Consider the following 15,406-nt stretch of genomic DNA (forward strand, 5'->3'; position numbering starts at 1 on the left):
ACCTATGCCCCAATCTGTGTCTTGATGAATGCTTCGAACAGGAACCCGGCACCGCACAAGGCGACGATTCCCAAACCGGCCAAACTGACCACGACACGCTCCCCCAAACTGGTGAGCTTCAAACCGTTGCGTTCCATCCACCGGCTCATGCTGCGCGCTCCTGCCGGCGCAAGAACCGTTCGATGCTGGACTCACGAACCTTCCATGTGCCGTGCCGGTTAGCCGACGAGAACTTCATACCCACCAGGTCGCCTCGGCGGAGCATCTGGCGGACCGTCTCTGGATGCGAACGGAGTCGTTCAGCGGTTTCCGGGACTGTGAGCAGTGGGTCTGGGTTTGGTTTAGCCAAGTTGATCCCTCCAGGTCTTTCCGATCCATTCGTATTGGTGTCCGCCGTTGCGGGATTTCATCCGGCTGGTGGCGTTGGCGTTCTTGGTGATCCATCCGCGGCGTTGGGCCGTGGTGAAGATGGCGCCGACCATGTTCTTGTGTGGTGCTGGCCGTTTCATTTCTGTGCGGAGGTCGTCTGCTGTGAACCGCCGGCCCTGCGTGGCCCAGCGTTCAACGATGTCCAGTGCGTCTTCGCGCCAGTTCAGATCTTCGAGTGCCATTGGTTGTGCAGTCACCGGCGTGTCCTTTCGTTAGTTACTTGATGCAACTACCAGAGCTATGCTGCGCAACTGGTAGTTGCTTTTTCGGGGTCGAAAAGTACGGTCACGTCTACGCCAATGACCTCCGCGATACGTTCTGCGGTTTCGGGCTTGCAGCTGACTTTCTTGCCCGATGCGAGCTGGCTAATGAACGCCTGGCTAATGTCAGCGCGGCGAGCGAGCGAGCGTTGCGTGATTTTCCGGGGATCTATTGGCGCCCCATTTCGATAGGCGTCCATATCCTCTTTGGTGTAGATAAAAGTCCGGAGCCTCTGAGCGGATGATAATCGCATGTAGGTTCCCTCCTGCCACTTGCGCTTTGTTCTGAATGGGGACATTTGAAAACCTTTCTAGTTATCACTTCCTGCAACTGCTGATAGCAATAGTATGCACTACTGGTTATCATTAATGCAAGCGGTGGTAGCAATATTTTCGGCTAGATCATGCAGAACCGCAGAAATACGGGGCTTAATTGGTTATCACCAAGGGGTAACTACGGCAGAATTAGGGGTTATCAGGTAGAACAAGCGTCCGATGGCGCGCAACCCGTAACCCGCAGAGGATTCAAATCATGAACACGAACCCAAACCAAGGCATTCGCGAACTGATCCTCAACAAGCGCGGAGACCGCAGCCTCGAATCCCTTTCCAAAGCCTGCGGCGGCGTACCGACACGCGCCAATCTTGACCGCCTGATCAACCGCCCGGTACTGAGCTGGCCCAAAGAGAATGCCGTCATCCTAGGACTGGCGCGAGGACTCGGTGTTCGGGTAATCGACGTAGTCACCGCCTACGCTGCATCTCTTGGCCTGCCGGTGGAGACGGACACCTCGAACTTGACCCTCCAGGGTGCCGGCAACCTGCCAGAAGCTTCCCAGCGCGTCCTGCGTGAGACGGCAGACAACATGCTCTGGTGGCAGGAGCAGTCCCATATTGCCAGCGACGGAGCTAACGCCCCGACGGCAGATGTGCATGAGCTCTTCCCTGCTGACCGGGTCGCGGCATCCAAGGGCGAGCCGGGCGTGGACCCTGAGCAGCTGCCGGAATAATAATTCGTTGACGATTTTCTAACTGTCGGCCTCTACGCCTATATTCGAACATATGTTCGAAGTAGTTCTAGCGCGACTCAAGCCACGCATCGTAGAAACTGACCTTCCTGACCAGCTCTGGGGAGCATACGACCTGCTCACCCACACGATCTTCCTCCGCCCACGCCTCGCACCAATCCAGCGGCGCTCCACGCTATCCCACGAGACCGCCCACGCCCTCCTAGGCCACACAGGACACCACCCACGCCAGGAACGCGCAGCAGAGGAACTCTCAGCCTCCTGGCTGATCCACCCCACCCAATGGGCCGCGGCAACCCGCATCTACAACACAGCCACACCACTGGCCCACGAACTCGACGTGCTACCCCGAGACACCCACGCATACATGCGCCTACTAAAGCGCACCCAAAAACAGGAGAACCACCCATGGCCACCGGCAGAATAGTCGACCTATGGCACCGCAAAGACCGCACCCGCACCACAAGGTACGGCACCGGAAAACGATGGCAAGCAGTCTGGACCGACAACACCGGGAAGGAAACCAAACGCTCCTTCGACTACAAAGACCAAGCCCAAGCATGGATCGACACCCGAACCATCGACGATGCACTCACCCCAGGCGGCACGAAACAGCCAATTCTATTCGAGGACTACTTCGAACTCTGGTGGGAGAAACAAGCCCACCAGCGGCCCAATTCCCTGCGCACCATGGGATCGCACTGCAAGAATTGGATCGAACCAACTTTCAAAGGCCAGTACCTTCACCAAATCGAACAGGCACAAGTGCAACGCGCCGTGTACGAGTGGCAGGAAAAGAACGCCTTATCAACAACAAAGCTCATGTACCGGTACACGTCCCAGATCTTCGGAGAAGCAGTCCATGACAAATACCTGAAAGAGTCGCCCTGCAAACGAATCAAGTTCATGCAAGAAGAACTAGCCGAGAACTTGCCAGAGTTCACCCTCTCGCCGGAAGTGTTCGCCCAGTTCTGCGATCTGGCAAAGCCCCTATTCAAGACTGCAGCGCTGATCGCTGCCGCGACCGGGCTACGGCCCAAGGAGCTCATAGGCCTCACCGTGAAGGACATTGATTTTCCGCGCTCGATCATCAAGCTGACAATGCAGGACGCATCACCGAACGTAAGCACCGTCCGCCGCGGCCCGTTGAAGACCAAATACTCTCGCCGCAACATCAGCTTCGGGCCAATGGTACGGGGCTTGCTGAAAGCACTCTGCGCTAACCCTGGCGATGATGGCAGGCTGTTCCATATCGAAAGGACCCCGGCGTTGTATTGGCGGTTCGAGTCAGAGTGGTCTCGGGTGCGCGATCTATTGCCGGAAATAGGGCCAGGGTGGCACCAGCTGCGGCACTTCCATGCGAGCCAGCTGATTAGCGGTGGTATGTCGCCGGTGGCGGTAGCTGCCCGGTTGGGGCATAAGGATGCAACCATCACGCTGCAGAAGTACGCACACCTGTGGCATGAGGACGCAGGGAGCATGGCAAAGATTGGTGATTCCGTGGTGGCGTTGGGGCGCTCTACCGCCACAGAAACGCCACAAGTCGCCTAGTTGCCAGTGCTTGCAAGGGGTCTATGTCTACGCTGGATAGAAATTGATTGAAACTCCCCACGGAGAGGATCACAGTTGAAAAATGGTGATTTGGCTCAATTCAAGACGCTACAATCCCCTGCCCGGTGATCAGCCATGCGACTTTGCGACCTCGCACTTGCCATCTCCTTTTGCACTTCGAATCTGCCCCCGCATACAGCTCCCTGCCCAAACCAGCGACTCCCCTGCAGCAGAACAACACGTCAATGTCCACAAGCTGGGACCAGTGTTGGAATAGCCCACGGCGCAGCAGGCAGCATCCGCCCCAGGCGCCGAACAGCATTTGAACTGAACACGCTTCGACCAGCCAGGCGCTGACCATAAGTGAACAAAGATGACTTCCGATGGCGTCTAGTGAAACAAGAGTTGTTCTTTGTAACACGGCCTGTTTGCCGTGTACCAACTTACAGAAGCAACCGGCCTACTGGAGCGCGTCGGGAACCGCCTGCGCACAAACGCACAGAATGTCCGCGCAATTCGCTCAGGCCATGGCATGAATAGCCGCATCAAGTCCAGCCTCTGCGCAAACCGAATAATTCTGTGTCATCTTGCTAAATTCAACGCCCCAAGACGCCTTTTCGCGATAGAGTTGACTCAGATTGCGCCGTCGCGACCTGCATCCCTCTAAATAAGGCACAGCCGGAGGTATGGGGAGGCGACGGCGTATTGCGTGTCAGCGGGAGATATCTCCCGTCCAAGCCTGAATGGAAGGAACGCCGCTGTGGCGACTGAATCCTTAGTTGAAGAATTCTCACTGACCGAGTTGGACCGTAAGGCCATCGACACCACCCGTGTCCTGGCAGCCGACGCCGTCGAAAAGGTTGGCAATGGCCACCCCGGTACCGCAATGAGCTTGGCTCCGGCCGCCTACTTGATTTTCCAGAAGCACCTGCGCCACGACCCGAAGGATCCAAACTGGATCGGCCGCGACCGCTTTGTGCTTTCCCCGGGCCACACCTCGCTGACCCTGTACCTGCAGCTGTTCCTCTCCGGCTACGGCCTGGAGATGGAAGACATCGAAGCGCTGCGCACCTGGGGCGCCAAGACCCCGGGCCACCCGGAGTTCGGCCACACCGCCGGCGTTGAGATCACCACCGGCCCGCTGGGCCAGGGCCTGGCTTCCGCTGTTGGTTTCGCCTACTCCCAGCGCCGCATGCGCGGCCTGCTGGATCCAGCTGCCGAAGCAGGGACCAGCCCATTCGACCACACCGTCTACGTCATCGCTTCCGATGGCGACCTGCAAGAAGGCGTCACCTCCGAGGCTTCCTCGCTGGCCGGCCACCAGGAACTGGGCAACCTCGTTGTGATCTATGATGACAACAAGATCTCCATCGAGAACGACACCGACATCGCCTTCACCGAAGACGTGCTGGGCCGCTACGAGTCCTACGGCTGGCACACCCAGCGCGTGGACTGGACCGTCACCGGAGAATACGTCGAGGACATGGCCGCACTGGATGCTGCTGTCCGCGCCGCGAAGGCCGAGACCTCCCGCCCATCGATCATCAGCTTGCGCACCATCATCGGCTGGCCATCGCCAACCAAGCAGAACACCGGCGGCATCCACGGCTCGAAGCTGGGTACCGAGGAAGTTGCCGGCCTGAAGACGATCCTGGGCTTCGACCCGGAGAAGAACTTCCAGATCGAGGACGACGTACTGGCTCACGCCCGCGAGGTCGTTACCCGCGGCGCACAGCTGCACGCTTCGTGGAACGAGACCTTCGACGCCTGGAAGTCCGCCAATCCAGAAGAAGCCGCCCTGCTGGAGCGCCTGCAGGCTGGCGAACTGCCAGAGGGCTGGACCGAGAAGATCCCGACCTTCGAGCCAGGTTCCACCATGGCTACCCGCGCCGCGTCGGGCAAGGTCATCAACGCAATCGCGGATGAACTGCCAGAACTCTGGGGCGGCTCCGCTGACCTCGCCGGTTCGAACAACACCACCATCGAGACCGCGAAGTCCTTCGCTCCCGAGCGCCGCTCCACCGATTCCTGGTCGGCCAGCCCGTACGGCCGCGTGCTGCACTTCGGCATCCGCGAGCACGCCGCCGCCTCGATCGTGAACGGCATCGTGCTCTCGTCCCCGACCCGTGCATTCTCCGGCACCTTCCTGATCTTCTCGGACTACCAGCGCCCGGCCATCCGCTTGGCCGCGCTGATGGGTGTCCCCTCGATCTTCGTCTGGACCCACGACTCCATCGGCCTGGGCGAAGACGGCCCAACCCACCAGCCGGTGGAGCAGCTCGCTTCGCTGCGCATCATCCCCAACTTCGACGTCGTCCGCCCAGCGGATGCCAACGAAGTCGCCTACGCATGGCGCGGCATCCTCGAGCTGACCGATACCCCTTCGGGCATCGTGCTCTCCCGCCAGAACCTGCCAATCTACGACCGCGCGGCCACCGGCTTCCGCGGCGCGGAAGGCACCCTGAAGGGCGGCTACATCCTGGCCGAGGCTGTGCGCGATGGCGCAGAGACCACCCCGGATGTCATCTTGCTGGCTACCGGCTCCGAGGTCGAGCTGGCCGTCGAGGCCCGCGAAGCGCTGGCGGCCAAGAACGTCGCGGCCCGCGTCGTTTCGCTGCCTTCGCTGGAATGGTTCGCCAAGCAGGATGCCGCTTACCGCGAAGAGGTCCTGCCAGCAGCCGTCGCCGCCCGTGTTTCGGTAGAAGCCGGCGTGGCCACCGGCTGGCGCGAACTGGTAGGCGCGCACGGCGAAATCATTTCGTTGGATCACTTCGGCGCTTCCGCCGATTACAAGAAGCTGTACTCGGAGTTCGGCATCACCACCGAGGCTGTTGTAGCCGCTGCCGAAACCTCCATGCAGAACGCTGCTAAGTAAGGAACTGAAGTAAAGATTATGAGCAACCCGAATACTCAGGCCCTGTCCGACGCCGGCGTCTCCATCTGGCTGGACGACCTTTCGCGCGAACGACTGACCAGCGGCTCGCTGGCCAAGCTGATCGAAGAGAAGAACGTTGTCGGCGTAACCACCAACCCGGCAATCTTCGCGGCATCGCTGTCCAAGGCAGAGGTGTACGGCGAGGCCATCGCCGAGCAGAAGCACCGCTCGGTGGAAGACGCGATCACCGAGATCACCAGCGACGACGTGGCAGTTGCCTGCGACCTGTTCAAGGGCATCTACGAGTCCTCCAAGGGCTTCGACGGCCGCGTGTCCATCGAGGTCGACCCCCGCCTGGCTCACGAGACCGCACCGACCATCGCCCAGGCCAAGGCCCTGTACGAGCGCGTGAACCGCGAGAACGTGCTGATCAAGATCCCGGCAACCGTCGAGGGCCTGGAAGCCATCACCGAAACCATTGCCGCCGGCATTTCGGTGAACGTGACCCTGATCTTCTCGCTGGAACGCTACCGCGAGGTCATCAACGCCTACCTGCTGGGCCTGGAGAAGGCCCACGCCGCTGGCGTGGACCTGTCCAAGATCCACTCGGTCGCTTCCTTCTTCGTCTCCCGCGTGGACTCCGAGATCGACAAGCGACTGGACGCCATTGGCACCGATGCGGCAGCAGCCGTGCGCGGCCAGGCCGGCGTGGCCAACGCCCGCTTGGCCTACCAGGTCTTCGAAGAGTCCTTCGCTTCGGCACGCTACGAGGTGCTGGCAGCTGCCGGCGCCAACGTCCAGCGCCCGCTGTGGGCTTCGACCGGCGTGAAGGATCCTGCCTACCCATCGACCCTGTACGTGACCGAACTGGTCGCGCCGCAGACGGTGAACACCATGCCGGAGAAGACCCTGGACGCCACCGCAGCCGAAGCCGAGATCCGCGGCAACGCGATCGCCGGCGGCTACGATGCAGCCAACCGCGTGCTCGACAAGCTCGCTGCCCTGGGCATCGACTACACCGAGGTCGTCAACCTGCTCGAGGTCGAAGGCGTTCAGAAGTTCGACGTTGCCTGGAACGAACTGCTTGAGGATATGGCTGTGGCTCTGAAGGGAGCCAAGTAGATGGAACTTGGTCTGGTAACCTCCGGCGAGGCCCTGGCCTCCGTCGATGCGTTGCTCCCGAAGCTGATCGACGCAAAAATCGGCAGCCGCATTGCCGCGCAGGATCCCACCATCTGGGGCCCGGCGGCTGTTGCCGAATCGGCCATCCGCCTGGGCTGGGTCAACCCCTTCGAGGCAGCAGGCAAGCTCATCCCGCAAATCCTGGATCTGCGCGATGAGCTGCACGACGAGGGACTTACCCGCATCGTGCTGTGCGGCATGGGCGGATCCTCGCTGGCCCCTGAGGTCATCGCCGCCCATGACGAGGTGGACCTGGTCATCTGCGACACCACCGATCCGTCGATGGTCAAGGGCATCGTGGAAACCGACCTGGAGCACACCGTTGTGGTAGTTGCTTCCAAGTCCGGTTCCACCGTGGAAACCGACTCGCAGCGCCGTGCCTTCACCGCGGCATTCGAGGCTGCCGGAATCGATCCGGCCACCCGCCTGGTGCTGGTGACCGATCCGGGTTCGCCGATGGACAACCCCGAAGGTGTGCGCGCGGTGTTCAACGCCGACCCGAATGTGGGCGGCCGCTACTCGGCGCTGACCGCATTCGGCCTGGTTCCTTCGGGCCTGGCCGGCGCGGACATCGAGGCCCTGGTGGAAGAATCCGGCCTGATCAACGACGTGCTGGCGATGGACGACGAGGACAACCTCGCGCTGCACCTGGGTGCAGCCATGGCTACCGCGGGCCGCGACAAGCTCCTGATCGCTTGCGTTGGCAACGCCCTGCCGGGCTTCGGCGACTGGGCCGAGCAGCTGATCGCGGAATCCACCGGCAAGGAGGGCAAGGGCGTCCTGCCGGTTGCCGCCCACCTGGATGCACCTGAGCTGGAGAACCCCGCCAAGGACGTGCTGCCGCTGTTCGTCTACGAGCAGCTGCCGCACGAAATCGACGAGGACGCCACCGCGGTGCACTTCAGTGCACCGCTGGGCACCGCGTTCATGATCTTCGAGTACGCCACCGCCGTGGCCGGCTACCTGCTGGGCATCAGCCCATTCGACCAGCCCGATGTCGAGGCGGCGAAGATCGCTGCGCGCTCCATGCTCGATGCTCCGGCGCAGAGCGCACCGGATGCAGTGGATGGGCCAGTTGAGCTCTACGGCACCGGGGCCAAGACCTTGGATGCGGCTTTGGAGCAGCTCGCCGCGCAGCTGCCGGCAGACGGCTACCTTGCCGTCCAGGCATACCTGAACCGCACCGCCGACAAGGAGCTCGAAGCGCTGCGTGATGCCCTCGCCAAGAAGACCGGCCGTCCGGTCACCTTCGGCTGGGGCCCGCGCTTCCTGCACTCCACCGGCCAGTACCACAAGGGCGGCCCGGCACAGGGCGTGTTCTTGCAGGTCACCGCGGATCACAAGGAAGACCTGGAGATCCCTGACCGTCCGTACACCTTCGGCGGCCTGATCACCGCCCAGGCGATCGGCGACGGCGCAGTACTGGCTGACGCCGAACATAACCGCCCAGTGCTGCGCGTGAACCTCACGGACCGCGCCGCCGGAATCGCTGCCCTGCTAGAGGCAGCGAAGTAAGGCACTATGAGCAACCCACTACGCGACGCCCGCGACCGGCGGCTTAACCGCATTGCCGGTCCGGGCGCGCTGGTGTTCTTCGGAATCACCGGCGACCTTGCCCGCAAGAAGCTCATGCCAGCCGTCTACGACCTGGCTAACCGCGGACTGCTGCCCCCGAATTTTGCGATTGTCGGCTTTGGCCGTCGCGACTGGACGGCGCAGGACTTCGCCGACCAGGCCCGCGAATGGATCCTGGCCAGCGCCCGCACCCCCTTCAACGAAACCGTGTTCGCCCAGCTGGCCGCCGGCATGCGCTTCATCTCCGGCGCCTTCGACGATGACGGCGCATACGAGAAGCTTGCCGCGACCCTGGATGAACTGGCCGAATCGCGGTCCACCGGGCGCAACCACGCCTTCTACCTCTCGATCCCTCCGAGCTGGTTCGAGGTCGTCTGCCAGAAGCTCTCCGAGCACAAGCTGGCCAAGGACAAGAACCCTGGCTGGGAACGCGTGGTCATCGAGAAGCCCTTCGGCCACGACCTGCAAAGCGCCCGCGAACTCAACGAGATCGTCGAGTCCGTGTTCCCGCCGGACGCGGTGTTCCGCATCGACCACTATCTGGGCAAGGAAACCGTGCAGAACCTGCTGGCTCTGCGTTTCGGCAACCAGATGTTCGAGCCGCTGTGGAACAACAAGTACGTGGACCACGTGCAGATCACCATGGCCGAGGACATCGGCATTGGCGGGCGCGCAAGCTACTACGACGGTGTGGGCGCGGCCCGCGACGTCATCCAGAACCACCTGCTCCAGCTGCTCGCGCTGACCGCCATGGAGGAGCCCATCTCCTTCGACGCGGACCACTTGCGCAGCGAAAAGGAGAAGGTGCTCACCGCCGTCCAGCTGCCCGAGGACCTGGGAGCGGCCAGTGCCCGCGGCCAGTACACCTCCGGCTGGCAGGGCGCTGAAGAGGTCGTCGGCTTCCTCGACGAGGAGGGCTTCAACCCGAAGTCCAAGACCGAGACCTATGCGGCGATCCGGCTGAACATCAATACCCGACGCTGGTCCGGGGTGCCGTTCTACCTGCGTGCCGGCAAGCGCCTGGGCCGCCGCGTCACCGAGATCGCGGTGGTCTTCAAGAAGGCGCCGAATCTGCTGTTCACCGACCACAAGGACGACGAATTCGGCCAGAACGCATTCGTGATCCGCGTGCAGCCCGATGAGGGCGCGACCATCCGCTTCTCTTCCAAGGTGCCCGGCACCCAGATGGAGATCCGCGATGTGACCATGGACTTCGGCTACGGCAACGCCTTCACCGAATCCTCCCCCGAGGCCTACGAGCGCCTGATCCTCGATGTGCTGCTCGGTGAGCCGCCACTGTTCCCGCGCCATGAGGAAGTAGAGCAGTCCTGGCGCATCCTGGATCCCTTCGAGGAGTTCTGGGCCTCGCTGCCCACCCAGCCGGATCCCTATGCTCCGGGCTCCTGGGGACCTGAAAGCAGCGATGAGCTGATGGCCAAGGATGGAAGGACCTGGAGACGACCATGATGATCGATCTTCCCAACACCACCACCTCCAAGGTGGCCAAGAAGCTGATCTCCTCGCGCCGCACCCACGGCGTGGTAGCGCTCTCCCGCGTGATGACCCTGGTGGTCATCACCCGTGAGGGCTTCGCCGAGAACGCGATCGAGGCGGCCAACCTGGCCAGCCGCGAGCACCCCTGCCGGATCATCGTGGTGGTTCGCGGCAACAAGTCCGAGGCCAACCGGCTGGACGTGCAAATCCGCGTGGGCGGGGACGCCGGCGCCTCCGAGGTGATCGTGATGCGCACCTACGGCCCGGATGTCGTGGCCGACGAGGCGCTGATCTCCGCGCTGCTGCTGCCTGATGCACCGATCGTGGCCTGGTGGCCGCATGGCGTGCCGCAGGATCCGGCCGGCACCGCGCTGGGCAAGCTGGCGCACCGCCGCATCACCGATTCGGCGGAGACCGAAGACCCCACCGCCGCGCTGTTCAGCCGCATCGAGACCTACCAGGCCGGAGACACCGATCTTGCCTGGACGCGGCTGACCCTGTGGCGGGCCCAGCTGGCGAGCATCATCGACCTGATCGGCACCGACGGGCTGACCGGCATCACCGTGAAGGGCTCGGATAATTCCCCGTCCACCACGTTGCTGGCCGCCTGGCTGACCCTGTGCCTGGACGTCCCGGTGACCATCGCCGCGGACGAGTCCAATGGCGGGCTATCCAGCGTCCGGCTAACTCGCGAAGCCGGCGATGTGGAGCTTTCGCGCCCTTCCGGCGCGGTAGCGCACCTGTACCTGCCCGGGTCGGCCCCGCAGCGCATCTCCCTGCCGCGGCGATCGGTTGCCGAATGCCTGGCCGAAGAGATGCGCCGCCTGGACGCCGATGACGTCTTCGGAGAAGTCATCACCAAGGGCCTGAACCTGACCAACCTGAGGAGCATCAGATCCAGTGATCGCTAGGCAAATTCTCATCCACGAGGACCCGGAAGCTACCGCCCACGCCATTGCGGCCCGGCTGATCACCTCGATCGCCGATGCACTGGCCGCCCGCGGTGTCGCCCACGTGGTGGTGACCGGCGGTTCGCTGGGCATCGCCGCCTTGGAAGCCGTCGCCGCCAACCCCGCCAAGGCCTCGGTCAACTGGTCGCAGGTGCACTTCTGGTGGGGCGACGAGCGTTTTGTCGCGACCGATTCACCGGACCGCAATGTGCTGCAGGCAGCAGCCCTGTTCGACGCGCTGGATCAATTGGGCCTGGACCGCGCCACCGTGCACGCCATGGGCGCCAGCGACAAGTACGAGTCCGCCGAGCAGGCCGCCGCGGCCTACGCCGATGAGCTGGCCGGGGAAGCCGACGACGGCGCGTTGAACCCCGCGTTCGACGTGCTGATGCTCGGCATGGGCCCGGACTCGCATGTCGCCTCGCTCTTCCCGAACCACACCCGGTCGGACGAGCCAGGGGTCATCGCGGTCCACGACTCCCCCAAGCCGCCTGCGCACCGCGTCACGCTCACCATGGGCACCATCAACACCGCCAAAGAGGTGTGGCTCATCGTGGCCGGCGCCGATAAGGCCCCGGCGCTGGCCAAGGCCCAGCACGAGGTCAACGAGGCCGCTGTCCCGGCCTCGGCGGTGCACGGCACCCAAGCTACCCGCTGGATCATCGACCGCGCTGCGGCCACCTTGCTCTAGCCTGCACCGCATTGCCGGTGCCGCAATCCTGCATTCACCAGGATCGCGGCACCGGCCTTTGCGTTCCCCTGCACCACCTGCCCGAAAGGTTCCCATGCTTTCCGCCCCGCTGCCCGATGCCGCGCAGCCATCCCGCAAGGTCGCCGTGATCGGCGCCGGCGTCATTGGGCTCTCCGCCGCCCATGAGCTGGCAGCCGCCGGCCACCAGGTCACCGTCATCGCCGACCAGCAGCCGCTGCAGACCGTCTCCTCGGTTGCCGCCGCCATCTGGTTCCCGTACCACTCGGAGAACTCCGAAGCCGCCGATCTGCTGCTCGCCCGTTCGCTGGCACGCTTCCAGGAGCTTGCCAGCATCAAGGAAACCGGCATCGACCTGCGCCGCGGCCTGAATCTGGAAGCTTCCCCGGACGAGGACCGCTCCTGGGCGAAAATCGTCACCAACGCCGCCGAAGCCCCGGCAGAAGATATCCCGCGAATTGCCGCCGCGGGCATGCGTGCCACCGTCCCGGTGATCACCATGCCTACCTACCTGTCCTGGCTGCATGGCCAGGCCGCGGCCAAGGGCGTCAAGTTCATCCAGCGCACGGTTCGGTCCTTCGGCGAGCTGGAGGACGAGGCCGACGTCGTCGTATTGGCCGCGGGCCTGCGTGGTGGCGAACTCACCGGCGATGACGACACCGTCTACCCCATCCGCGGCCAGGTGATCCGCCTGGCCAATACCGCGGGATTGGCCGACTGGCTCTGCTATGACGAGCATCCGCAGGGCGTCTCCTACATCATTCCGCGCCGCGATGACATCATCATTGGCGGTACCGACGTGGCCAACGACTACAACCCCGAAGTCGACCCGCAGACCGCCACCGAGATGCTGCGCCGTGCCATCGGCCTGGTCCCCCAGCTGGCGGGCTGCGAGATCCTGGAGCACAAGGTGGGGCTGCGCCCGGCACGCGAGACGATCCGCCTGGAGCGCGTCGACGGGCACGCGCTGCCTGTCATCGCAGCCTACGGCCACGGAGGGGCTGGGGTGACCCTCTCCTGGGGTACCGCACAGCGGGTCGTGGAATTGCTCGAAGGCTAGCGGAACCCCCTGCAAACCGGCAGCCACGCAGGTTCGCGCGGCTGCCGTTCTGCCTTAACCGGCGAAGCGGCGCTGCTTGATCGGTTCAAGCGCTCCCGCGCAAGCCAGATCGGCCCCAGGCCGGATGACGGGAATCACCATTGACACCCGCTTTACCGGGCGTAGTATTTCATTCGTACTACTCGTCCCACGGTTTCGCGAGACGTTATCTCGACCATTGCGACCTCTATGAATCTTCCCAATTCCCGGCGCTCGGCCGCTGCGCAGCACAGCGTGCTGGCCAAGCCGGCTCGCGCAGTTGCCTTCTCCTTTGCCGGCGCAATCCTCATTGGCGGATTGCTCCTCTCGTCCCCGGCCGCCAACACGCAAGGCACCTTCACCTCCCTGGTGGACGGGCTCTTCACCGCAACGTCAGCGGTTTGCGTCACCGGCCTGACCGTCCTGGACACGGCAAACCACTACACCCTCTTCGGCAAGATCGTCATCCTGGTCCTGATCCAGGCTGGCGGCCTGGGCCTGATGCTGGTCGCATCGTTGCTGAGCATGCTGGTCATGGGCCGCATCGGCTATCTGACCCGGCTGTCCACCCAGCGCGAAAGTACCGCCGTTTCCGGCGCCGATGTGCGCACCGCAGCATTGATGATCATCAGATTGTCATTGGCTATCGAATCCGTGGTGGCCATCTTCTTGGCAGCCCGCTTCTGGCTGGCCTACGACTACGAACCAGCCAGGGCGATCTGGCATGGCCTGTTCCATGCGGTTTCGTCCTTCAATAACGCGGGTTTTGCCCTGTATTCGAACAGCCTGATGGATTTCGTCGCGGACCCGTGGCTATGCATTCCGATCAGCCTGGCCATCATTCTCGGCGGCTTGGGTTTCCCTGTCCTGGTCCAGCTCAGGCATCATTGGCGGAATTCGCTGAAGTGGACGATGAACACCCGTCTTGTCCTGCTCATGACGTCATTGCTGCTGTTTGCGGGCACCATCTTCATCACTGCCATGGAATGGAACAATCCGAAGACGCTTGGCGAGCTTGAACCGGCGCAGCGGATCCTTGCCGGATTCTTCCAATCGGTGCAGACGCGTACCGCAGGCTTCAATTCCATCGATATCGGCGCCATGCATCCAGCATCCTGGCTGGGCATTGACGTGCTGATGTTCATCGGCGGCGGCCCGGCTGGCACCGCCGGCGGCATCAAGATCACCACGGCTGCGATCCTGCTGTTCATCATCATGACCGAGCTTCGAGGCGAGACCGCCGTCAACGTCCTGGGCAAGCGCCTGTCGCGCTCGGTGCACCGCCAGGCCATCACCGTAGCGCTGATGGGCGTAGCGGCAGTATTCGTTGGCACCATGGGCCTGCTGCTGCTCACCAATTATTCCCTGGATCGCTGCCTCTTTGAAGCCACATCCGCATTTGGCACCGTCGGACTGTCCACCGGCATCACCCCGGAGCTGCCGGACCCTGCTAAGGCCATCCTCATCGCATTGATGTACCTGGGCCGCGTCGGCGTCCTCTCGCTGGGCTCCGCGCTGGCCCTGCGCGACCGAAAAGCACTCTACGAACTCCCCAAGGAAAGGCCTTCCATTGGCTAAGCTGTTGAATTTTCGAAATGACGCCAAGGGGCTGGCGAAAGCCGACTCCGTTGCAGTTATCGGGCTCGGGCGATTTGGCGAATCCCTTGCCCTGGAACTGATGAAGTCCGGCACCCATGTCCTGGGCATTGACGTGCATGAGAACAACGTCCAGTCCCTGAATGGGGAATTGACGCAGGTGGTTCGCGCCGACGCGTCAAGCCGCGAAGCGCTCGAGCAACTCTCAATCCAAGAATTCGACCGTGTGGTGGTTGCCGTAGGCAGCCACCTGCAGTCATCGATCTTGTGCTGCTCGCTCTTGGTCAGCATGGGGATACCGCAGATCTGGGCCAAGGCACAGGATGATCGGCACGGATTGATACTGGAACAGCTGGGAATCCACCACATCGTCTACCCGGAGAAGGACATGGGCAAGCGCGTCGCCCACTTGGTACGCGGATCCCTGATGGATTACCTGGAAGTCGATCCGGGCTACGCCATGGTGAAGATGAGCGCGCCAGCCACATTGCATGGGGTGAAACTCAGCGATGCCGCGGTCCGCAATAAATACCGGGTGACCATTGCGGCCACGACCAATGCGGCCGGCGAATGGAAGAACACGGACGGAAACACCGTCCTGCAGACCGGAGACAAGATCCTCGTGCTCGGCTCGATTGCCGATACTGAGAAGTTCGGGCAACTAGCCTGAAACGCGCAAT

Annotated in this window: 16 protein-coding genes; 12 read left to right on the plus strand and 4 right to left on the minus strand. The window is 62.8% G+C overall.

Annotated elements, in window-relative coordinates; translation table 11 throughout:
• Positions 1 to 2: 2 nt before the first annotated feature.
• From ACRDT3_RS01410 to ACRDT3_RS01425, 4 genes are read right to left on the minus strand one after another with little or no spacing between them, the layout of a single operon-like run.
• Entirely contained in the window at positions 3 to 149 is a 147-nt protein-coding gene (locus tag ACRDT3_RS01410) for a hypothetical protein (RefSeq protein ID WP_431491255.1), read from the minus strand.
• Entirely contained in the window at positions 146 to 349 is a 204-nt protein-coding gene (locus tag ACRDT3_RS01415) for a helix-turn-helix domain-containing protein (protein ID WP_431491256.1), read from the minus strand. The genes ACRDT3_RS01410 and ACRDT3_RS01415 overlap by 4 nt, the downstream gene beginning before the upstream one ends.
• The gene (locus ACRDT3_RS01420; RefSeq protein ID WP_431491257.1) at positions 342 to 626 is read right to left on the minus strand and encodes a hypothetical protein; all 285 of its coding nucleotides are present in this window, start codon (positions 624 to 626) and stop codon (positions 342 to 344) included. The genes ACRDT3_RS01415 and ACRDT3_RS01420 overlap by 8 nt, the downstream gene beginning before the upstream one ends.
• Positions 627 to 667: 41 nt before the next feature.
• Complete coding sequence (locus ACRDT3_RS01425; protein ID WP_431491258.1) at positions 668 to 988, minus strand: helix-turn-helix domain-containing protein; 321 nt, start codon at positions 986 to 988, stop codon at positions 668 to 670.
• Between the two features lie 233 nt (positions 989 to 1,221).
• Here ACRDT3_RS01425 and ACRDT3_RS01430 point away from each other — a divergent pair, with 233 nt between their 5' ends.
• The 12 genes from ACRDT3_RS01430 to ACRDT3_RS01485 all read left to right on the plus strand — a co-directional run bounded on the left by ACRDT3_RS01430 (position 1,222) and on the right by ACRDT3_RS01485 (position 15,396).
• On the plus strand, positions 1,222 to 1,698 hold the full coding sequence (locus ACRDT3_RS01430) for a hypothetical protein (protein WP_431491259.1): 477 nt from the start codon (positions 1,222 to 1,224) through the stop codon (positions 1,696 to 1,698).
• A 52-nt stretch (positions 1,699 to 1,750) separates the two neighbouring features.
• The gene (locus tag ACRDT3_RS01435; protein WP_400289232.1) at positions 1,751 to 2,143 is read left to right on the plus strand and encodes an ImmA/IrrE family metallo-endopeptidase; all 393 of its coding nucleotides are present in this window, start codon (positions 1,751 to 1,753) and stop codon (positions 2,141 to 2,143) included.
• Entirely contained in the window at positions 2,125 to 3,267 is a 1,143-nt protein-coding gene (locus tag ACRDT3_RS01440) for a tyrosine-type recombinase/integrase (protein WP_431491260.1), read from the plus strand. Before ACRDT3_RS01435 ends, ACRDT3_RS01440 begins: the two co-directional genes overlap by 19 nt.
• 760 nt (positions 3,268 to 4,027) lie before the next feature.
• Entirely contained in the window at positions 4,028 to 6,142 is a 2,115-nt protein-coding gene (gene tkt, locus ACRDT3_RS01445; RefSeq protein WP_431491261.1) for a transketolase, read from the plus strand.
• An 18-nt stretch (positions 6,143 to 6,160) separates the two neighbouring features.
• Positions 6,161 to 7,264, plus strand: a complete 1,104-nt coding sequence (gene tal / locus ACRDT3_RS01450; protein WP_431491262.1) for a transaldolase — start codon at positions 6,161 to 6,163, stop codon at positions 7,262 to 7,264.
• A complete protein-coding gene (locus ACRDT3_RS01455) occupies positions 7,265 to 8,839 on the plus strand; it encodes a glucose-6-phosphate isomerase (protein WP_431491263.1) in 1,575 nt (524 codons plus the stop codon).
• A 6-nt stretch (positions 8,840 to 8,845) separates the two neighbouring features.
• Complete coding sequence (zwf, locus tag ACRDT3_RS01460; RefSeq protein WP_431491264.1) at positions 8,846 to 10,366, plus strand: glucose-6-phosphate dehydrogenase; 1,521 nt, start codon at positions 8,846 to 8,848, stop codon at positions 10,364 to 10,366.
• Complete coding sequence (locus tag ACRDT3_RS01465; protein WP_431491265.1) at positions 10,363 to 11,304, plus strand: glucose-6-phosphate dehydrogenase assembly protein OpcA; 942 nt, start codon at positions 10,363 to 10,365, stop codon at positions 11,302 to 11,304. Before zwf ends, ACRDT3_RS01465 begins: the two co-directional genes overlap by 4 nt.
• Positions 11,294 to 12,034, plus strand: coding sequence for a 6-phosphogluconolactonase (gene pgl / locus ACRDT3_RS01470; protein ID WP_431491266.1), 741 nt, complete (start codon positions 11,294 to 11,296; stop codon positions 12,032 to 12,034). Before ACRDT3_RS01465 ends, pgl begins: the two co-directional genes overlap by 11 nt.
• A 94-nt stretch (positions 12,035 to 12,128) precedes the next feature.
• On the plus strand, positions 12,129 to 13,112 hold the full coding sequence (locus ACRDT3_RS01475; RefSeq protein ID WP_431491267.1) for an NAD(P)/FAD-dependent oxidoreductase: 984 nt from the start codon (positions 12,129 to 12,131) through the stop codon (positions 13,110 to 13,112).
• A gap of 228 nt (positions 13,113 to 13,340) precedes the next feature.
• The gene (locus ACRDT3_RS01480) at positions 13,341 to 14,708 is read left to right on the plus strand and encodes a TrkH family potassium uptake protein (RefSeq protein ID WP_431491268.1); all 1,368 of its coding nucleotides are present in this window, start codon (positions 13,341 to 13,343) and stop codon (positions 14,706 to 14,708) included.
• Entirely contained in the window at positions 14,701 to 15,396 is a 696-nt protein-coding gene (locus ACRDT3_RS01485) for a potassium channel family protein (RefSeq protein WP_431491269.1), read from the plus strand. Before ACRDT3_RS01480 ends, ACRDT3_RS01485 begins: the two co-directional genes overlap by 8 nt.
• Positions 15,397 to 15,406: the final 10 nt, after the last annotated feature.

It is taken from the genome of Glutamicibacter sp., assembly GCF_050701915.1.
Classification (GTDB): domain Bacteria; phylum Actinomycetota; class Actinomycetes; order Actinomycetales; family Micrococcaceae; genus Glutamicibacter.